This window comes from Kitasatospora sp. NBC_01302, assembly GCF_035976515.1.
In the GTDB taxonomy this organism is placed as follows: Bacteria; Actinomycetota; Actinomycetes; order Streptomycetales; family Streptomycetaceae; genus Kitasatospora.
The window spans coordinates 7,241,138-7,260,655 of record NZ_CP108404.1 but is presented as its reverse complement, the minus strand read 5'-3'; the positions used below and the strand labels follow the sequence as shown (position 1 = coordinate 7,260,655).

Annotated in this window: 16 protein-coding genes; 7 read left to right on the top strand and 9 right to left on the bottom strand. The window is 73.0% G+C overall.

Features of this window, described 5'->3' with window-relative positions:
- Positions 1-945, top strand: a complete 945-nt coding sequence (locus OG294_RS31850) for a RecB family exonuclease (protein WP_327070015.1) — start codon at positions 1-3, stop codon at positions 943-945.
- 1 nt (position 946) lies between these two features.
- Positions 947-1,618: a response regulator transcription factor gene (locus OG294_RS31845; protein WP_327070014.1), complete on the top strand. Its 672-nt coding sequence runs from the start codon at positions 947-949 to the stop codon at positions 1,616-1,618.
- A gap of 94 nt (positions 1,619-1,712) precedes the next feature.
- Here OG294_RS31845 and OG294_RS31840 read toward each other — a convergent pair whose 3' ends face one another.
- The 3 genes from OG294_RS31840 to metH all read right to left on the bottom strand — a co-directional run bounded on the left by OG294_RS31840 (position 1,713) and on the right by metH (position 7,908).
- Positions 1,713-3,326, bottom strand: coding sequence for an ABC transporter substrate-binding protein (locus OG294_RS31840; RefSeq protein ID WP_327070013.1), 1,614 nt, complete (start codon positions 3,324-3,326; stop codon positions 1,713-1,715).
- Between the two features lie 271 nt (positions 3,327-3,597).
- Positions 3,598-4,302 (bottom strand): HAD family hydrolase, encoded by a 705-nt coding sequence (locus OG294_RS31835; protein ID WP_327070012.1) that lies wholly within the window; start codon positions 4,300-4,302, stop codon positions 3,598-3,600.
- 90 nt (positions 4,303-4,392) lie between these two features.
- The gene (metH, locus tag OG294_RS31830) at positions 4,393-7,908 is read right to left on the bottom strand and encodes a methionine synthase (RefSeq protein ID WP_327070011.1); all 3,516 of its coding nucleotides are present in this window, start codon (positions 7,906-7,908) and stop codon (positions 4,393-4,395) included.
- A 313-nt stretch (positions 7,909-8,221) separates the two neighbouring features.
- Here metH and OG294_RS31825 point away from each other — a divergent pair, with 313 nt between their 5' ends.
- Positions 8,222-9,085: an alpha/beta hydrolase gene (locus OG294_RS31825; protein WP_327070010.1), complete on the top strand. Its 864-nt coding sequence runs from the start codon at positions 8,222-8,224 to the stop codon at positions 9,083-9,085.
- A 108-nt stretch (positions 9,086-9,193) separates the two neighbouring features.
- Here the strand turns inward: OG294_RS31825 and OG294_RS31820 are convergent, their stop codons facing one another.
- Entirely contained in the window at positions 9,194-9,820 is a 627-nt protein-coding gene (locus OG294_RS31820; RefSeq protein ID WP_327070009.1) for a mycothiol-dependent nitroreductase Rv2466c family protein, read from the bottom strand.
- A gap of 187 nt (positions 9,821-10,007) precedes the next feature.
- Between OG294_RS31820 and OG294_RS31815 the strand changes: the two genes are divergently transcribed.
- From OG294_RS31815 to OG294_RS31800, 4 genes are all read left to right on the top strand, one after another.
- Complete coding sequence (locus tag OG294_RS31815) at positions 10,008-10,784, top strand: GNAT family N-acetyltransferase (RefSeq protein ID WP_327070008.1); 777 nt, start codon at positions 10,008-10,010, stop codon at positions 10,782-10,784.
- A 63-nt stretch (positions 10,785-10,847) separates the two neighbouring features.
- Complete coding sequence (locus tag OG294_RS31810; protein WP_327070007.1) at positions 10,848-11,675, top strand: SGNH/GDSL hydrolase family protein; 828 nt, start codon at positions 10,848-10,850, stop codon at positions 11,673-11,675.
- Between the two features lie 317 nt (positions 11,676-11,992).
- Positions 11,993-13,132, top strand: coding sequence for a PAC2 family protein (locus OG294_RS31805; protein WP_327070006.1), 1,140 nt, complete (start codon positions 11,993-11,995; stop codon positions 13,130-13,132).
- A gap of 322 nt (positions 13,133-13,454) precedes the next feature.
- Positions 13,455-14,555 carry a slipin family protein gene (locus OG294_RS31800; RefSeq protein ID WP_327070005.1) on the top strand — a complete coding sequence of 367 codons (1,101 nt, stop codon included), beginning with the start codon at positions 13,455-13,457 and terminating at the stop codon, positions 14,553-14,555.
- Positions 14,556-14,667: 112 nt separating this feature from the next.
- Here the strand turns inward: OG294_RS31800 and mshC are convergent, their stop codons facing one another.
- The 5 genes from mshC to OG294_RS31775 all read right to left on the bottom strand — a co-directional run bounded on the left by mshC (position 14,668) and on the right by OG294_RS31775 (position 19,453).
- Complete coding sequence (mshC, locus tag OG294_RS31795) at positions 14,668-15,897, bottom strand: cysteine--1-D-myo-inosityl 2-amino-2-deoxy-alpha-D-glucopyranoside ligase (protein ID WP_327070004.1); 1,230 nt, start codon at positions 15,895-15,897, stop codon at positions 14,668-14,670.
- 126 nt (positions 15,898-16,023) lie between these two features.
- On the bottom strand, positions 16,024-16,854 hold the full coding sequence (locus OG294_RS31790) for an SCO1664 family protein (RefSeq protein ID WP_442789372.1): 831 nt from the start codon (positions 16,852-16,854) through the stop codon (positions 16,024-16,026).
- Between the two features lie 89 nt (positions 16,855-16,943).
- Complete coding sequence (locus OG294_RS31785) at positions 16,944-17,519, bottom strand: DUF3090 domain-containing protein (RefSeq protein ID WP_327070003.1); 576 nt, start codon at positions 17,517-17,519, stop codon at positions 16,944-16,946.
- Between the two features lie 96 nt (positions 17,520-17,615).
- Positions 17,616-18,329 (bottom strand): histidine phosphatase family protein, encoded by a 714-nt coding sequence (locus OG294_RS31780; protein WP_327070002.1) that lies wholly within the window; start codon positions 18,327-18,329, stop codon positions 17,616-17,618.
- A gap of 77 nt (positions 18,330-18,406) precedes the next feature.
- Positions 18,407-19,453: an LLM class F420-dependent oxidoreductase gene (locus OG294_RS31775; protein WP_327070001.1), complete on the bottom strand. Its 1,047-nt coding sequence runs from the start codon at positions 19,451-19,453 to the stop codon at positions 18,407-18,409.
- Positions 19,454-19,518: the final 65 nt, after the last annotated feature.

The following is a 19,518-nucleotide window of genomic DNA, read 5'->3' as shown; positions in this document are numbered from 1 at the left end:
ATGCAGCAGACCGAGACCGCCCGCCCGGCCGTTCCGCCGAGTGGCCTCTCCCCCTCCCGTGCCGGGGATTTCCTGACCTGCCCACTGCTCTACCGGCTGCGGGTGATCGACAAGCTGCCGGAGCCGCCGAGCCCGGCCGCCACCAAGGGCACCCTGGTGCACGCGGTGCTGGAGCGGCTCTTCGACCACCCGGCCGCCGAGCGCACCCCCGAGCGGGCGCTGGCGCTGCTGCGCCCGCAGTGGGAGCGCCTGCTGGGCGAACGGCCCGAGCTGGGCGAGCTGTTCCCGCCGGCGTCCGGCGACGGGACGGTGGACACCGAGGCGGTCGGCGAGCAGCTGGCCCGCTGGCTGGCGGAGGCCGAGAAGTTGCTGGGCCAGTGGTTCCGGCTGGAGGACCCCACCCGGCTGGAGCCGGTGGAGCGCGAGCTCTACGTGGAGACCGTGCTCGACTCCGGGCTGAAGCTGCGCGGCTACATCGACCGGGTCGACGTGGCCCCCACCGGCGAGGTGCGGCTGGTGGACTACAAGACCGGCCGGGCGCCCTCGCGGGACTTCGAGGGCAAGGCGATGTTCCAGATGAAGTTCTACGCCCTGGTGGTGTGGCGCTGGAAGGGCGTGATCCCCAAGCGGCTGCAGCTGGTCTACCTCGGCGGGGGCGGCGACGTGGTCAGCTACGACCCGGACGAGGCGGACCTGCGCTCGGTGGAGCGCAAGCTGCTGGCGCTGTGGGAGACGATCAGCCGGGCGGTGGCCACCGGCGAGTTCCCGGCCACCCGCAACCGGCTCTGCGACTGGTGCGATCATCAGGCCAGCTGCCCGGAGTTCGGCGGGACTCCCCCGCCGTACCCGCTGCCGATCCTGCCGCTGCCCTTGGTGCCCGCGGCCCGAACCGTCGAGGATCCCACGGGGGATGCTCGGATGAGCACGATGAGCAAGGAGTCCTAGGGTGACGATCCGTGTGCTGCTGGTCGACGACCAGCCGCTGCTGCGCACCGGCTTCCGGATGATCCTGGAGGCCGAGGCCGACCTCGTGGTGGTGGGCGAGGCGGGGGACGGCCAGCAGGCGCTGGAACAGGTGCGGGCGCTGCAGCCCGACGTGGTGCTGATGGATATCCGGATGCCCCGGATGGACGGGGTGGAGGCGACCCGCCGGATCGTGGGGCCCGGCCGCGACGGCCCGGTGAAGGTGCTCGTGCTGACCACCTTCGACCTGGACGAGTACGTGGTGGAGGCACTGCGGGCCGGCGCCAGCGGGTTCCTGCTCAAGGACGTGCCCGCCGAGGAACTGGTGCAGGCGATCCGGGTGGTGGCCGACGGCGCCGCGATGCTGGCGCCCTCGATCACCCGCCGCCTGCTGGACATGTACGCCACCCGCCTGCCCTCCGGCGACGAGGCGCCCTCACCGGCACTCACCACGCTGACCGAGCGGGAGATGGAGGTGCTGCGGCTGGTGGCCAAGGGCCTGTCCAACGCGGAGATCGCCGCCGAGCTGTTCGTCAGCGAGACCACGGTCAAGACCCATGTCGGCCATGTGCTGACCAAGTTGGGCCTGCGCGACCGGGTACAGGCCGCGGTCTTCGCCTACGAGAGCGGACTGGTGCGGCCCGGCGCCGCCTGACCGCTGCTCCGGCCCGTACCGGCGGGGCCCTCCGCTCCTGCGGACGGCCCCGCCGATACGTTTCTCCGCGCTGTTGCGCGCCGTTGCGCGCAGGTCAGCTGCGGCCGAGCTCGGCGAACCGGACGATGGAGGTCGAGTCCACCGCGGTCTCCACGCCGGTGATGTTCTGCCGCGAGACGTAGAGCGCCTTGCTCTGCTCCAGCGGCAGCATCGGCACGTCGACGGCCAGCTGGTTCTGGATGCTGGCGAAGGTACCGGCCGCCTGGGCGCGGTCGGCCTGGCGCTGGCTCTGCGGCAGCAGCTGCTGGCTGATCAGCGGGTCGTCGAAGCCGTTGTGGAACGCCCCGCCGTCGACCACCAGCGGCGCCACGAAGTCCTCGGAGTCCGGGTAGTCGGCGCTCCAGGCGGTGGTGTAGGCCTGGTAGCTGCCCTGCTGCCAGCCCTTCTGGTAGGTCGCCCAGTCGGCGACCTGCTGGGTGTTCACCTGGAACAGCCCGCTCGACTCCAACTGCTTCTTCAGCGCGGCCGGTTCGTCACCCGCGGCGCCGGAGCCGGTCCAGCTGAGGGTGAAGCTGACCGGGGTGGGGATCTTCGCGGCGGCCAGGATCACCTTGGCCTTGGCCACGTCGGGCTGGCCGTACTTGTCGAAGAAGGCGGTGGTGTGGCCGGCGATGCCCTGCGGGACGAGCGAGTAGAGCGGCTGGACGGTGTTCGCGAAGACGCCGTTGGCGAGCGCCTCGCGGTCGACCAGCTGGGCGATGGCCTGACGCACCGCCTGCTGCCCCATGGTCTGGTCCTTGGTGTTGAAGACCATGAAGCCGCTGTCGCTGCTGTCCACCGGGGTGACGTTGAGGGTGCCCTTGCCGGCCAGCTGGTCGGCCTGCAGCTGGGCGGCCACCTTCGGGTCGAGGCTGTTGTCGGTCAGGTCGACCGCGCCGCTGTCCAGGGCGCTCTTCAGCTGGCCCGGATCGGTGAAGTAGCGGACGTCGATCTTCGAGGTGGTCGGCTTCTCGTCGCCCTGGTACTTCGTGTTGGCCGACAGGCTGATCTTGCTGGGCGCCTTGCCGCCGCCCGCGCTGGTGGTCTCGTCCACCGAGTCGATCTTGTACGGGCCCGAGCCGACCAGCTGGTTGTTGGGCAACTCCTTGTCGGCCGGGAAGACGCTGTGGTCGACGATCGAGCCGGCGGCGCTGGCCAGCTTGTCGGGCAGCACGGCGTCGGGCTCGGAGAGGTGGAAGACCACGTCGCTGTCGCCCTGCGCCTCGACCGACTTGACGGTGGAGAACAGCACGGCCGGACCGCTCGGGTCGTTGATCTTCTTCATCCGGTCCATCGAGAACACCACGTCCTGCGCGGTGAGCGGGTGGCCGTTGGAGAAGGTCAGGTTCGGGCGCAGCGTGCAGTGGTAGGTCATCGCGTCGGCGCTGAACGAGCAGGACTGCGCCGCGTCCGGCTCCGGTGTGGTGGCGCCGACCGGGAGCCGGAGCAGCCCCTGGAAGGTGTTCTCCAGGATCAGCCAGGAACCGTTGTCGTACGCGCCGGCCGGGTCGAGCACGCTGGTGGTGTTCACGGTGCCCAGGGTGATGGCACTGCTGCCGCCGCCGGCCAGTGACTTGACCGAACCGCAGCCGGCCAGGCTGGTGGCCACCAGGGCCGCGCAGCCCAGGGTCACCAGGCGTCCGGGCGCGCGTCGTATGGCTGAACTCATGCGTTCCTTCTCCGTGCGGGCCGGTCGGGATGGAGCCGGCGGGCAGGCCGAAGGGCAGCCCCGGATCAGGGATCGCCCCACACGCTCTGCCCAAGCGTGTCGGGATAGATCGCAGCAGCCTGCCACACGACCGGCCGGTCGTTTGACCGCAGAGCGCATACGGAGTATGAGAAATCGCTGGGAGTTTCAGCGACTTGTCGCCGATGTCCTGTTTCGACCCGAACCGATCGGCCCAGTGGGATGCGGGCTCAGGGTTGCGAGGTGATCAGCGTCACACGCGGGCGGTGACCGCCGAGCGCAGCAGGGCGAGGTCGAGGTCGGCCAGCGAGCGCAGCACGATGCGACCGGGCGCGGCGGCGATCGGCGCCACCGAGGGCACCGCGATCACCGGGCAGCCGGCCGCCTCGCCGGCCGCCACGCCCAGCGGGGCGTCCTCGATCACCACGCAGCGACCGGGCTCGGCGCCGAAACGGCGCACCGCCGTCAGGTACGGCTCCGGGTCCGGCTTGGTGCGGGCCACCTCGTCGCCCGCCACCGAGAAGGCGAACGGGTGGTCGCCGAGGTTCTTCAGCACCAGGTCGATGATCGGCCGGTGCGAGGCGGAGACCAGTGCCGCCGGGATCCGGTGCTCGACCAGCAGCGCGAGCAGCTCGGCGGCCCCGGGCATCAGCGGCGCCCCGCCGTCCAGCAGCTCGACGAAGCGCCGGTTGATCCCGGCGGCGACCTCGGCCGGGTCCAGTTCGAGCCCGGTGGCCGTGAGCAGGATGTCGATCACCCGGCTCATCGGGCCGCCGACCAGCTGCACCCGGTGGGTGTCGTCCAGCGGGTGGCCGAGGTCCGCGAAGAGCGAAGCCTCGGCCTCCCACCAGAAGTGCTCGGTGTCCACCAGCGTGCCGTCCATGTCCACCAGCACCGCCTGCGGGCCCTTGGCGCCCGGGGCACCGAGGTTCGGGATGCTGGTGTCGACGGTCGTCATGCGGGCACGCCCCTTCGCTGCTGGGCCCCGCCGGTGTCACGGGGTCGTCCAGGATACGCGCACCCTGGCGAACGGCGCGCGACCGGTGGATTACCGCGCGTTGAAGTACGTCGCCTCCGGGTGGTGGATGACGATCGCGTCGGTGGACTGCTCGGGGTGCAGCTGGAACTCCTCGGAGAGCACCACGCCGATCCGCTCCGGCTTCAGCAGCTCGGCGATCTTCGCCCGGTCCTCCAGCTCGGGGCAGGCCCCGTAGCCGAGCGAGAAGCGGGCACCGCGGTACTTGAGCTGGAACATGTCGCGGATGTCCTGCGGGTCCTCGTCGCCGAAGCCCAGCTCGAAGCGGACCCGGGCGTGCCAGAACTCGGCCAGCGCCTCGGCGAGTTGGACGGACAGGCCGTGCAGTTCGAGGTAGTCGCGGTAGGCGTTGGCGGCGAACAGCTCGTTGGCCGCCTCGGAGACCCGGTTGCCCATGGTGACCACCTGCAGGCCCACCACGTCGCGCTCGCCGGACTCCTCGGGGCGGAAGTAGTCCGCCAGGCACAGCCGCCGCCCGCGCCGCTGGCGCGGGAAGGTGAAGCGGGTCCGCTCGGTGCCGTCCTCGTGGTAGACGATCAGGTCGTCGCCCTTGGAGTTGGCGGGGTAGTAGCCGTAGATCACGGCCGGCTCCAGCCAGCCCTCGGTCTGCAGCCGGTCCAGCCACATCCGCAGCCGCGGGCGCCCCTCGGTCTCCACCAGCTCCTCGTAGGAGGGCCCCTCGCCGCTGCGCGCGGCCTTCAGGCCCCACTGGCCCTTGAAGAGCGCGTCCTCGTCCAGCCAGGAGGCGTAGTCGGCGAACGGGATGCCCTTGACGATCCGGTCGCCCCAGAACGGCGGCGTGGGCAGCCGGTTGTCCACCGAGACGTCGGAGCGGACCTGGCCGAGGTTGACCTCCTCCGGCTCCGTCACCTCCACCCGGGCGTGGCGGCGCTGGCGCAGCTCGGGCAGCGCGGCCCCCGGCACCCCGCGCTTGACCGCGATCAGCGCGTCCATCAGCCGCAGGCCCTCGAAGGCGTCCCGGGCGTAGCGGACCTCGCCCTCGTAGATGGCGTGCAGGTCCTGCTCGACGTAGGCGCGGGTGAGCGCGGCCCCGCCCAGGATCACGGGGTACTGGGCGGCCAGCTTGCGCTGGTTGAGCTCCTCCAGGTTCTCCTTCATGATCACGGTGGACTTGACGAGCAGTCCGGACATCCCGATCACATCGGCCTGGTGCTCCTGGGCGGCCTCCAGGATCGCCGAGACCGGCTGCTTGATGCCGAGGTTGACCACGGTGTAGCCGTTGTTGGACAGGATGATGTCCACCAGGTTCTTGCCGATGTCGTGGACGTCGCCCTTGACGGTGGCCAGCACGATGGTGCCCTTGCCCTCGTCGTCGGACTTCTCCATGTGCGGCTCCAGGTGGGCCACCGCGTTCTTCATCACCTCGGCGGACTGCAGCACGAAGGGCAGCTGCATCTGGCCCGAGCCGAACAGCTCACCGACCGTCTTCATGCCGTCCAGCAGCGTCTGGTTGACGATCTCCAGGGCCGGACGCTGGGTCAGCGCCTCGTCCAGGTCGGCCTCCAGGCCCTCGCGCTCGCCGTCGATGATCCGGCGCTTGAGCCGCTCCTCCAGCGGCAGCGCCGCCAGCTCCTCGGCCCGGGAGGCCGCGCTGGAGGCGGAGGAGACGCCCTCGAAGAGCTGGAGCAGCTTCTGCAGCGGGTCGTAGCCGTCACGGCGGCGGTCGTAGACCAGGTCTAGGGCGACCTCGCGCTGCTCCTCGGGGATCCGGGCGATCGGCAGGATCTTGGAGGCGTGCACGATCGCCGAGTCCAGGCCGGCCTGCACGCACTCGTGCAGGAAGACCGAGTTCAGCACCTGGCGGGCCGCGGGCGACAGGCCGAAGGAGATGTTGGACAGGCCGAGCGTGGTCTGCACGCCCGGGTGGCGGCGCTTGAGCTCGCGGATCGCCTCGATGGTCTCGATGCCGTCGCGGCGCGACTCCTCCTGACCGGTGCCGAGGGTGAAGGTCAGGCAGTCGACCAGGATCGAGCCCTCCTCGATCCCGTAGTCGCGGGTCAGCTCCTCGATCAGCCGCTCGGCGATCGCCACCTTGGTCTCGGCGGTGCGCGCCTGCCCCTCCTCGTCGATGGTCAGCGCGATCACGCCGGCACCGTGCTCGCGGGCCAGCGAGGCGATCCGGCCGAAGCGGGAGTCGGGGGCGTTGCCGTCCTCGAAGTTGACCGAGTTGAGCACGGCCCGGCCGCCCAGCTGCTCCAGCCCGGCGCGCAGCACGGCCGGCTCGGTGGAGTCCAGCACGATCGGCAGGGTGGAGGCGGTGGCCAGCCGGCCGGCGATCTCGCGCATGTCGGCCACCCCGTCGCGCCCGACGTAGTCGACGCACAGGTCCAGCAGGTGCGAGCCGTCGCGGATCTGGCCGCGCGCGATCTCCACGCAGGCCTGCCAGTCGCCGGCCAGCATCGAGTCGCGGAACTTCTTGGAGCCGTTGGCGTTGGTGCGCTCGCCGATCGCCAGGTAGGAGGTGTCCTGGCGGAACGGGACGGACTGGTAGAGCGAGGCGGCGGCCGGCTCGGGGCGCGGGTCGCGCCGGACGACCTCCCGGCCGCGCACCCGCTCGACCACCTGGCGCAGGTGCTCGGGGGTGGTGCCGCAGCAGCCGCCGACCAGCGCGAGGCCGTACTCGCGGGTGAAGGTGTCGTGCGCGTCGGCCAGCTCGGCGGGGGTCAGCGGGTAGTGCGCGCCGTCCTTGCCGAGCACCGGCAGGCCCGCGTTCGGCATGCAGGAGAGCCCGATCCGGGCGTTCTTGGCCAGGTAGCGCAGGTGCTCGCTCATCTCGGCCGGGCCGGTGGCGCAGTTCAGGCCGATGTAGTCGATGCCCAGCGGCTCCAGCGCGGTCAGCGCGGCGCCGATCTCGGAGCCGAGCAGCATGGTGCCGGTGGTCTCCACCGTCACCGAGCAGATCACCGGCACGTCCAGGCCGGCCTCGGCGAGCGCCGCCTTGCAGCCCAGGATGGCCGCCTTGGTCTGCAGCAGGTCCTGGCTGGTCTCCACCAGCAGCGCGTCCGCACCGCCGGCCAGCAGGCCGGCCGCGTTCTGCTGGAATCCCTCGCGGACCAGCTCGAAGGTGGTGTGCCCCAGGGTCGGCAGCTTGGTGCCGGGGCCGATCGAGCCGAGCACCCAGCGCGGGTGGTCCTCGGTGCTGAAGGAGTCCGCCACCTCGCGCGCGATCCGGGCACCGGCCTCGGCCAGCTCGAAGATCCGCTCGGGGATGTCGTACTCCCCCAGCGCCGCGTAGTTGGTGCCGAAGGTGTTCGTCTCCACGCAGTCCACGCCGACCGAGAAGTACGCCTCGTGCACCCCGCGCACGATGTCGGGCCGGGTGACGTTCAGGATCTCGTTGCAGCCCTCCAGGTCCTGGAAATCCGCGAGGGTCGGATTCTGCGCCTGCAGCATCGTGCCCATCGCGCCGTCGGCGACGACGACCCGGCTGGCGAGGGCTTCGCGCAGCGCGGTGGCGCGGGCTTGCTGGGCGGCTGACTGGGCAGCTGAGGGGACACTGGTGGCCATGGGGCTACTCCCTGGGTGCGACGGCTGTCGGCTATGCGGTCCCCTCCGAACGGGGACGCACCCCGTCAGCGTATCCGGCTCGGGCACCGTCCATCGCGGGCATTCCGAATCGTGGGCCATCGGGGTGAGTCCGGGAACCGCGGCGACGGTTCGCGTGAGGACGGCGGACGGGCTGTGGCAGGTCCGCGCCGGCCTGGCCGACAGGGGTCGCCGGGGCGGCCGGAGGCCGGTCGCACGGCTGGTCGCACGGCAGGTCGCACGGCCGAGGGCCGGTCCGGCGGGGTCGGCGCGGCAGCCGGGTAGCGTGGCCGGCATGTCTGCTGATCCTCCGATGGTGATACCGCGTCAGTCCGCTGCGGGCGGACTCGTCTTCGAAGGGCTCACCTACGCGGTGGAGCCCGGGTTCCGGCCGCTGCTGCTCGATCTGCACCTGCCACCGGCCCCGGCCGACGGCGCCGCGGTGCCGCTGGTGGTCTGGGTGCACGGTGGCGGCTTCCACTCCGGCGACCGCCGCCACCCGCCGGAGACGGTGCCGCCCGGGGCGCTGTGGGCGGCGCTGACCGGGGCCGGGATCGCGGTCGCCACGGTCGACTACCGGCTCTCCGGCGAGGCCCGGTTCCCGGCACAACTGGCCGACCTGACAGCGGCGTTGGCTTTCCTGCGGCGCAACGCGGCGACGCTCGGGCTGGACGGCGGGCGGATCGCGCTGTGGGGCGAGTCGGCGGGGGCGGCGCTCGCGGCGCTGGCGGCGTTCGCCGATGCGCGCGGCGCCGGCGAACGCTCGGCCGAGGGGGCGGACGGCGCGAGGGGCGTGGCCGCCCTGGTGCTGTGGTACCCGATCACCGACCTGTCGGTCCGCTCACCCCTGGACCCGGACTCCAGCGAGGGGCGGCTGCTCGGCGGCGCACCGCGCGAGCTGGCCCGACTCGCCGCGCAGGCAAGCCCGGTGGCGCAGGTGCCGGCCGACCCGCCGCCGGCGCTGCTGATCCACGGCCTGGCCGACGTGACGGTGCCGAGCGCGCACAGCGAGCGGCTGCACGAGGAGTTGCTCAAGGCGGGCGGGCGCGCCGAACTGCGCCTGGTGCCGGGTGCGGCGCACATCTTCGCGGGCTGTCCGGACGTACCGGCGCTGGTGACCGCCTCGGTGCGGTTCCTGGCCCGCGAACTGGGGTGCTGACCGCTCCGGGGGACCGAGCGCACCGCGGGTCGAGGGCCGAGCACGCCGGGGCCGAGCACGCCGCCGGGCCCGTCGGCAGTGGCCGTCGGGCCCCGGCGGCGTCCGGGCTCAGCTGAAGTCGAGCTCGCCCGTGCGGGTGCGCTTCAGCTCGAAGAACTTCGGGAAACCGGCCAGCAGGCGGGCGCCGTCGAAGACCTTGACGGCCTCCTCGCCGCGCGGGATCGCGGTCAGCACCGGGCCGAAGAAGGCCACCCCGTCGATGTGGATGGTCGGGGTGCCGACGTCCTCGCCGACCGCGTCCATGCCCTCGTGGTGGCTGCGCTTGAGCGCCTCGTCCCACTCGGTGCTGTTCGCGGCGGCGGCCAGCTCGGCCGGCAGGCCGACCTCGGCCAGCGCCTGCGGGATGACCTCGGAGTAGTCCTTGTTGTCCCCGTTGTGGATCCGGGTGCCCAGCGCGGTGTAGAGGTCGCGCAGCACCTTCGGGCCGTGCTGCTCGGCGGCGGCGATGCAGACCCGGACCGGGCCCCAGCCGCGGCCCAGCAGCTCCTTGTACTGCTCGGACAGGTCCTCGCGGCCGTCGTTCAGCACGGACAGGCTCATCACCCGGAAGTTGAGGTCCAGGTCGCGGTGCTTCTCCACCTCCAGGATCCAGCGGGAGGAGATCCAGGCGAAGGGGCAGATCGGGTCGAAGTAGAAGTCGACCTTGGTCGTCGGGCTCTGGTCGGAAGTCGTCATGGGCCCAACGATAGGACGCTGGTCCGACGTCCGGCACCGGCCGTCGATTTTCGGCCACCGGCCGACGGGCAGCCGCCGCGCACTGCGTTCGGTGGGTGCCCCGGCCTCGGGCCGGACCCGTGACCACGGCGACGGGGCACGGGGAAAACCAGTTGCCACCGAGCGCCCGTGCTGTTCTGCTGACCGCATGGATGCTGCGCACGTGCTGGCCAGATTCGACCGTGAGGCCCGTCAGGAGATGCCGCCGGACGGGCCGGGCGCCGTGGTCGAGCGGGTCGGTGGCGTGGTGCGCCAGGACGGCGGGGAGCACGGCTGGTCCGCCGTCCTCTGGTCGGACCTGGACGAGGCCGGTGCCGACGCGGCGATCGCCGAGCAGGTGGCCTACTTCGGCGCGCTGGGCCGGGAGTTCGAGTGGAAGCACTACAGCCACGACCGCCCCGCCGACCTGGCCGACCGGCTGCGCGCGGCCGGCCTGGTCCCCGAGCCGGCCGAGACGCTGATGGTGGCCGAGGCCGCTGCCCTGACCGGCGAGGTCGAGCTGCCGCAGGGGATCCGGCTGCGCACCGAGACCGACCGGACGGGCATCGACCTGCTGGCCCGGGCCCACGAGCAGGCCTTCGAGAGCGACGGCTCGCACCTCACCCGGCGACTGCTCGACCAACTGGCCGAGGCCCCGCAGACGCTCGCCGTGGTGGTCGCGCTGGCCGGCGACGAGCCGGTCTGCGGCGCCCGGCTGGAGATGCTGCCGGGCAGCTCGTTCGCCGGCCTGTGGGGCGGCGGGACCGCGCCCGAGTGGCGCGGGCGCGGCATCTACCGGGCGCTGGTGGCCCACCGCGCGCGGCTGGCGGTCGAGCGCGGCTACCGCTACCTCCAGGTGGACGCCTCCGACCAGAGCCGCCCGATCCTGGCCCGGCTCGGCTTCACCGCGCTCAGCGTCACCACACCCTTCATCTGTCAGCCGTGAGGCCTCGCCGACAGCCGTGAGCCTCGGACACGCATCGCGGTCGAACCACTACGATGCGTGGCCATGAGCTCTCCGTGCCACCGCACGAGCCGCCGCGGACTGGCTGCTCTCGCCGCACTCCCCCTGCTGTTCCTGGCCGTCGCACCACGCGCCGCGGCCGCGCCCACCGGCTATGTGGCGCTCGGCGACTCCTACGCCGCCGGCGTCGCCGCCGGCTCCTACGACCCGGCCAGCGGCGACTGCCACCGCAGCACCCGGGCGTACCCGGCGCTGTGGGCCGCGGCCCACCCGGGCGGCGCGTTCACCGACCGCGCCTGCAGTTCGGCGACCACCGACGACGTCCGCACCGGCCAGCTCCCCCAACTGCCCGCCGGCACCGGCGAGGTGACGCTGACCGTGGGCGGCAACGACCTCGACTTCAGCGACGCGGTGGTCCACTGCCTGCAGCCGCTGACCACCGAGAGCGCCTGCAACGGCGCACTGGACCACAGCGCGCAGCTGCTGCGCGACACCCTGCCGGGCAAGTACGACCAGCTGCTCGGTGCGATCGCGCAGGCGGCGCCGGGCGCCCGGGTGGTGGTCACCGGCTATCCGCACCTGCTCCAGGCCAAGGCGGCCGGCACCTGCTGGGCGGGCACCGAATCGCGCCGGGCGCGCTTCAACCAGCTGACCGACCGGCTCGACGAGCTGATCCAGCAGCAGGCCGGCGCGCACCACGCGCGGTTCGCCGACCCGCGGGCCGCCTTCGACGGGCACGGCGTGTGCGCGCCGGGCGGCTCCGAGTGGATCACCGGCATCGTGCTGCTGCACCTGTGGGAGTCCTTCCACCCCACCTCCGAGGGCCAGGCGCACGGCTACCTGCCGGCAGTGTCGGACGCCTTGGGCGGCTGACGGCCCGCGCGGCGGGGCCGACCCGGGGCTGCCGCGGGCGGACGGCGCGGGGTGACCCGCGCGCGATAACCAGTGGCACTCGTGGGACGGGCGGCCGAGACTGTCCGCACGCCTGTCCCCACGGCCCCCGCAGGCCGGCGGCCCGTCGGGATCGGCGCGCTTCAAAGCCCGTAGGCTGGGCAGGTAGGGTCCGTGGAACGGAGCGTTCCACGTGAGGAGAGCAGTCGGCAGCCGGTCGTCCGCAACTGCCCGCAGGGTCGCCGTGAACCGGCCCCGGGGCGGCAGAGGCGGTCGCGCCGGCCGGAGGGAGACGCTGGGTGATCGAGCTGGAAGATGTTCCCGAGTTGATCGCCCCGGTCATGGTCTGTGCCTTCGAAGGCTGGAACGACGCGGGCGACGCCGCCTCCACGGCGGTCGGACAACTGGACGAGACCTGGGGCGGCAAGGTGTTCGCCGCCCTGGACGCGGAGGACTACTACGACTTCCAGGTCAACCGGCCCACGGTCTGGTTGGACGGCGGCGTGCGCCGGATCACCTGGCCGACCACCCGGCTCTCGGTGGTCCGGCTGACCGACCCCACCCCGCGGGACCTGGTCCTGGTGCGCGGGATCGAGCCGAGCATGCGCTGGCGCTCGTTCTGCAACGAGTTGCTGGCCTTCGCGCACGAGCTGGGAGTGGAGCTGGTGGTGATCCTCGGCGCCCTGCTCGGGGACACCCCGCACACCCGCCCGGTGCCGGTCAGCGGTGTCACCTCGGACGCGGACCTGGCCCGGCGGCTGGACCTGGAGGAGAGCCGCTACGAGGGGCCGACCGGCATCGTCGGCGTGCTCCAGGAAGCGTGCGCGCACGCGGGCGTGCCCGCGGTGACGCTCTGGGCCGCGGTGCCGCACTACGTGGCGCAGCCGCCGAACCCGAAGGCGACGCTGGCGCTGCTGAACAAGCTGGAGGACCTGCTCGACCTGCGGATCCCGCCGGGTGAACTGCCCGAGGACGCCCGGGCCTGGCAGCTGGGCGTGGACCAACTGGCCGCCGAGGACAGCGAGGTGGCCGAGTACGTGCAGCAGCTGGAGGAGGCGCAGGACACCGCCGAGCTGCCGGAGGCCAGCGGCGAGGCGATCGCGCGGGAGTTCGAGCGCTATCTGCGCCGCCGGGACAACCAGGGCCCGGCGGGCGAGAAGCCGGTGGCCGGGCGGGCGATCGCGGAACGCGGGGCCGACGGCCCCAGCGGCCCGAGCACCGGCGGCACCGAGCCGGACGCGGACGCGGATGAGCAGCACGGCGGCGAGCACCGCGCGGGCGACGGCGAGGCCGGCGACGAGGGGGCCGAGGGCGGCGCGAGCGACGGGCCGGACGGCAGAGGCACCGACGGTGCGGATCCGGACGGCGCCGGCGCGGACGGCGCGGACACCAACGGCGCGGGGGCGGACGGGGCCGACGGCAAGGGCAGCACCCGCTGAGCACGGGTCAGCAGCCGGCTGCTTGCGGTCGATGACCGGCGTCGGGCAGCCGCCGGTCATCGACCGCGACCAGTCCACCCGTCAGGACCGATACCTGTCAAGGGTCTAGACCATTTTCCGCCATGGGCGGCGTGCCGGTCGGCCGGGCCGGGACGGCCGGGACGGCGGGTCGGCCCGGGGGGCGGCGCCGGCGGTGCGGGGCCTGGGCGGCGGGGCGGCGGCTGGTCCGGCGGGGCCTGGCGGAGGGTTCGGGCCCGCCTCGTCCGTCCCACCTGCGGAGTACCGTGGAGGTCCGAACCGGTGCGGGCCGAGGTGATCAGCCATGTTGATCCTGGATGCGATCCTGGGGGCGATCGGCGTACTCGTCGTGCTGGGCGCGGCCTGGGGGGCACTGAGCATCCGGGTGGTGCAGCAGTTCCAGCGCGGTGTGGTGTTCCGCTTCGGCAAGGTCCGCTCCCAGATCCGTGATCCCGGCCTGGTGATGCTGCTGCCGGTGGCCGACCGGATCCGCCGGGTGAATGTCCAGATCGTCACCATGCCGATCCCGGGGCAGGAGGGCATCACCCGCGACAACGTGACGGTCCGGGTGGATGCGGTCGTCTACTTCCGGGTGGTCGACCCGGTGCGCGCCACCGTCAACGTGCAGGACTACCAGTTCGCCATCTCCCAGGTCGCCCAGACCTCGCTGCGTTCGATCATCGGCAAGAGCGAGCTCGACGACCTGCTGGCCAACCGCGAGCCGATCAACCAGGGCCTGGAACTGATGCTGGACAGCCCCGCACTCGGCTGGGGCATCGAGATCGACCGGGTGGAGATCAAGGACGTCGCGCTGCCCGAGTCGATGAAGCGCTCGATGGCCCGGCAGGCCGAGGCCGACCGCGAGCGGCGGGCCCGGATCATCACGGCGGACGGCGAGTTCCAGGCCTCCAAGCAGCTCTCCGAGGCGGCCGCGATCATGAGCGCCACCCCGGCCGCGCTCCAGCTGCGGCTGCTGCAGACCGTGGTGGAGGTGGCCGCCGAGAAGAACTCGACGCTGGTGCTGCCGTTCCCGGTCGAGCTACTGCGGTTCCTGGACAGCTCGACGAAGAACCAGGAGGCCCAGCGCGAGCGGACCGCCGAGCCGGCCACTGCTCCGGCCGCGCCGGATTCCCCCGAGCCTGCGGATCTGCCACCGGTGGAGGTGCCGCCCGCGGCGGCCGTGGAAGTGCCGCCGGTGGAGGTGCCACCGGTGGAGGTGCCCCCCGTGCAGGTGCCGCCCGTGCCATCCGTGCCGCCGGTGCCGGTGGCGTCGGTGGAGGTGCCCGGTCAGGAGGCGCTGGAGTTCGGTGCGCTCACCGTCCCGGGCTCGAACGGCCACCGTCCGGCCCGGGGGCCCGGCGCGCCCAACGGCAGCGGCGCCGCGGGCCCGGACACCGGGCGGTAGGTAGACCACCGCGGTGCCGGGCCGCGGCGCCGAAGGTCAGCGTCACAGCCGGTGGGTCGGGACGGGTGCGTCAGCGCCCTCGCATCAGCGCTCTCGCGTCAGCGCCCTCGTGTCAGAGCGCCACGCCCAGCAGCGCGTCCACCGTGCGCGAGACCAGGCCGGGCGCGCCGGTGTCCTCGCCTCCGGTGGCGGCCTGCTGCTCGGCCCAGCGGTCCACGGCGGCCAGCGCAGCGGGCGCGTCCAGGTCGTCGGCGAGCGCGGCCCGCACCTCGGCGAGCAGCTGCTCGGCCGACGGCCCGTCCGGGCGCGAGACGGCGGCACGCCAGCGGGCGAGGCGCTCCAGCGCCTCGTCCAGCGTGGTCTTGGTCCACTCCCAGTCGGACCGGTAGTGGTGCGCGAGCAGCGCCAGGCGGATCGCGGCCGGGTCCACCCCGTCGCGGCGCAGGGCGGAGACGAAGACCAGGTTGCCGCGCGACTTGGACATCTTGTGGCCGTCCAGGCCGACCATGCCCGCGTGCACGTAGGCCCGCGCGAAGGGGTGGACACCGGTGGCCGCCTGGGCGTGGGCGGCACCCATCTCATGGTGCGGGAAGACGAGGTCACTGCCGCCGCCCTGGATGTCGAAGGACATGTCCAGGTACTCCAGCGCGATCGCCACGCACTCGATGTGCCACCCGGGGCGGCCGTGGCCCAGCTCGGTGTCCCAGGCCGGCTCGCCCTCGCGGGCGGCCAGCCAGAGCAGCGCGTCCAGCGGGTGGCGCTTGCCGGGGCGGTCCGGGTCGCCACCGCGCTCGCCGAAGACCGGCAGCATCTCCTCGCGGCTCAGCCCGGAGACCTCGCCGAACCGGGGGTCGGCCTCGACCGAGAAGTAGATGTCGCCGTCCAGCCGGTAGGCGGCGCCGCTCTCCAGCAGCTTCTGGACCAGCGGCACGATCCACGGGATCGACTCGACCGCGCCGATGTAGTGGGCCGGCGGCAGGATCCGCAGCGCCGTCATGTCCTCGCGGAAGAGGGCCGTCTCGCGCTCGGCGAGCTCGGTCCAGTCCTGGCCGGTGGCGACCGCGCGCTCCAGCAGCGGGTCGTCCACGTCCGTCACGTTCTGGACGTAGTGGACGTCGTGGCCGGCGTCCTTCCAGACCCGCTGGATCAGGTCGAAGGTGTTGTACGTGGCGGCGTGGCCCAGGTGGGTGGCGTCGTACGGGGTGATGCCACAGACGTAGAGGCGGGCGGTCGGGCCGCTCGGCACGACCTCTCGGATCGTGCCCGCGGCGGTGTCGTGGATACGCAGGGGGAGTCCCTGACCAGGCAGGGCGGGAACCTCGGAGGCGGGCCAGGCATGCATGAAAATGACTCTAACCTTGCGATCATTTGAAAGGCTAACCAGTATGCGGAATCGGCTGAAACAAGCGGTCGCTCAGGCGGGCCGGAGCTCGCGCCGCCAGTCGGCGTGCCGGCCGGCAGCCGGTGCTCAGACCGGCGGCCAGGGGATCGAGGGCCACTCCTGCGAGGGCACCGGGTGCCGTCCGGCACGCAGCAGGTCCGCCACCCGCTCACGGGTGGCCGCCAGCTCGACCTGCGTCAGGTGGGGACGCAGCCGCTCCCCCAGGCCGCCCGCCAGCTCGGCCCGCAGGCGGTCCAGCATCTCCACCGCCTCCTCGGTCAGCGGCTGCTCGGCCCACCCCCAGAGCAGCGTGCGCAGCTTGCCGGTCGCCGCGAAGGTGACGCCGTGGTCGATCCCGTAGATCCGGCCGTCGGCGGCCGACAGCAGGTGGCCGCCCTTGCGGTCGGCGTTGTTGAGCACCGCGTCGACCACCGCGAGCCGGCGCAGCCGCTGGTCGTCCAGGTGCACCAGCAGCGCGGTGCGGCCCTCGCCGACCTGGGCCTCGATGATCGGCAGCCAGCCCTGCTCGGGCCCGGCCGGATCCTGCAGGGCCAGCAGCGGGGCCGCCCCGGGGTCGGGCTCGACCCAGATCTGCACCATGCCGGAGCCGTACGGGCCCTCGCGCAGCACGGTCGGCGGGATCGGCGCCCAGCCGGTGGCCGCGGCCAGCTCGTAGGCCGCCACCTCGCGCCCGGCCAGGGTGCCGTCGGGGAAGTCCCACAGCGGGCGCTCGCCGGCCACCGGCTTGTAGACGCACGGAGCCGAGAGGCCGTCGAGGGTGAGGGAGCAGTAGAGCGCCGCGTTGGAGGCGTCGGTGATCCGGCCGTGCACGGTGAGCTCGCCGTCGCGCAGCAGCTCCAGCGCGGCCGGGACGTCGGCGGCCAGGGCGGCGCCGGTGGCGGGGTCGGCCTCCGGTATGTCCGGGCCGTCCTCGGCCGGCGCGCCGTCCGGCCGCGGGCCCTCCTCGGCGGCGGGGGCGGCCTGGTCCGTCGGATCCTGGTCGGTGTTCAGCGCTTGTAACCGTTCTGACGCGGGCACAGGTGGCCCTCCGGGTCCAGCGGCAGGTTGCAGAACGGGCACGGCTTGCGGCCGGCCGCCACCAGGTCGAGCGCCCGCTTGGCGAAGACCCGGGCCATCGCACCGGTCAGCCGCACCCGCAGCATGTCCGGGCCGTTCTCGTCGTCCTCGAAGGCCAGCTCGGCCTCCTCGTCGTCGGCGTCCTCGGGGCCCTCGATCACCGCCTGCGCCTCGACCACCAGGTACCCCTCGGTGCTGTCCCAGGCCAGCGCCATGGTGCCGACCCGGAACTCCTGCTCCAGCGGCAGGTCGAGCGGCGCGGTGTCGACCAGCTCCGTCGGCGCCATGGCCGGAATCGGCGCCTGCCCGCCGCTGCGCCGCAGCGCCTCGTCCAGCACCTCCTCGACCCGCTCGGCGAGCGCCGCGACCTGCGTCTTCTCCAGCAGCACGCTGGTGATCCGGCCGCGCGCGCTGGCCTGCAGGAAGAACGCCCGCGAGCCGGGCTGGCCGACGGTGCCGGCCACGAACCGCTCGGGCTGGTCATAGAAGAAGACCTGTCGGGGCACTCTCTCGCTCCGGGGTGTGTAACGGGTCGGGGGTCAGGAATTCTGGGGCGGGTGGGGACGGGCGCGCCTTTTCACCCTACGGCTTCGGCGCCCCGGTCAGTCGGTGCCGGTGGAGCCGCCGACCACCGCGTCGCCGCTCGCGCCGTCGGCGTTCCCGTCCTTCTTGGCGTGCGGCCTCGGGGCCAGGCCGCGCAGGTTGCCGGTGTCGCCCATGCGCAGCAGGAACGGGCGCAGCGGGGTGTAGCGGATCGCGGTGACCGTGCACGGGTCGACGTTGATCCGCTGGAAGTGGTCCAGGTGCAGACCGAGCGCGTCGGCCACCACCGCCTTGATCACGTCGCCGTGGGTGCAGGCGACCCAGACCGCGTCCGGTCCGTGCTCGGCGGCGATCTTCTCGTCCCACTCGCGGGCCGCGGCCACCGTGCGGTGGCTCAGCGCCCGCAGCGTCTCGCCGCCCGGGAAGGCAGCCGCCGAGGCGTGGTCCTGCACCGTGCGCCAGAGCGGCTCCAGCGCCAGTTCGGCCAGCGGGCGCCCGGTCCACTCGCCGTAGTGGCACTCGCCGAACCGCTCGTCGAGCGTCGGCTCGCCCAGCTCGGGGCGGGCCGCCAGCAGCGGGGCCAGGGTCTGCCGGCAGCGCTCCAGCGGACTGCTCACCGCCGCGGCCAGCGGCACGCCGGCCAGCCGTTCGACCAGTGCGTCGGCCTGCGCCCGGCCGTTCTCGTCCAGGTCCACACCGGGTGTCCAACCGGCGAGGATCCCGGCGGAGTTCGCGGTCGACCTGCCATGGCGTACCAACAGGAGAGTGGGCATGCCCCAAGCCTACGGGTCCGGGCGCGGCGGTCCGTAGGCCGAGGGGTACCCGACGGGGCGCTGCCGGGCGGGAGGAATCAGGCGAGGCCGGCCAGTTCCAGCGCCTCGACGCCGGTGCGCAGCGCCGCGACCCGCTCCTCGAGCGTCCAACCCGCCGGGGACAGGGTGAGGGTGGTGACACCGGCCGCGGCGTAGGCCTGCATCCGGTCCGCGATCCGCTCCTTGGTGCCCAGCAGCGCCGTCGCGTCGATCAGCTCCTGCGGCACGGCCGCCGCGGCACCCGCCTTGTCACCGGTCAGATAGCGCCGCTGGATCTCCTCGGCGGCCTGCTCGAAGCCCATCCGCCGCGCCTGCTGGTTGTAGAAGTTCTTGTCCTTGCTGCCCATGCCGCCGATGTAGAGCGCGGTGTAGTCGCGCTGGGTGTCGGCGGCCGCCGCGATGTCCTCGCCGACCGAGATCGGCACCGTGGGGCAGAGGTCGAAGCCCTCCAGGGTCAGCCCGGCCTTGGCCCGGCCCGCCGCCAACGGGTCGAGCGAGGCCGCGGCGTGCTCGGGCGAGAAGAAGATGCCGAGCCAGCCGTCGGCGATCTCGCCCGTCAGCTCCAGGTTCTTCGGGCCGATCGCCGCGATGTAGAGCGGGATGTGCTCGCGCACCGGCACCACCGTGAGCTTGAGCGCCTTGCCCGGGCCACCGGGCAGCGGCAGCGTCCAGTTGGCGCCCTCGTGGGTGAGCCGCTCGCGCGCCATCGCCTTGCGGATGATCTCGACGTACTCCCGGGTGCGGGCGAGCGGCTTGTCGAACTTGACGCCGTACCAGCCCTCGGAGACCTGCGGCCCCGAGACCCCGAGCCCGAGCCGGAACCGCCCGCCGGACAGGGTGTCCAGGGTCGCGGCCGTCATCGCGGTCATCGCCGGGGTGCGGGCCGGGATCTGGAAGATCGCCGAGCCGACGTCGATCCGCTCGGTCTTCGCCGCGACGTAGGAGAGCACGGTGGCCGCGTCCGAGCCGTACGCCTCGGCGGCCCAGCAGACCGCGTAGCCCAGGCGGTCCGCCTCCTGGGCGACGGCGATGTTGTCGGCGTCCAGACCGAGTCCCCAGTAACCGAGGTTGATGCCAAGTCGCATAGCTGCCACGCCTTTCGGGAGGGGGTTTGGAGCCGAGGGTAGCCGGGTGGGCGAGGGCCTGCTAC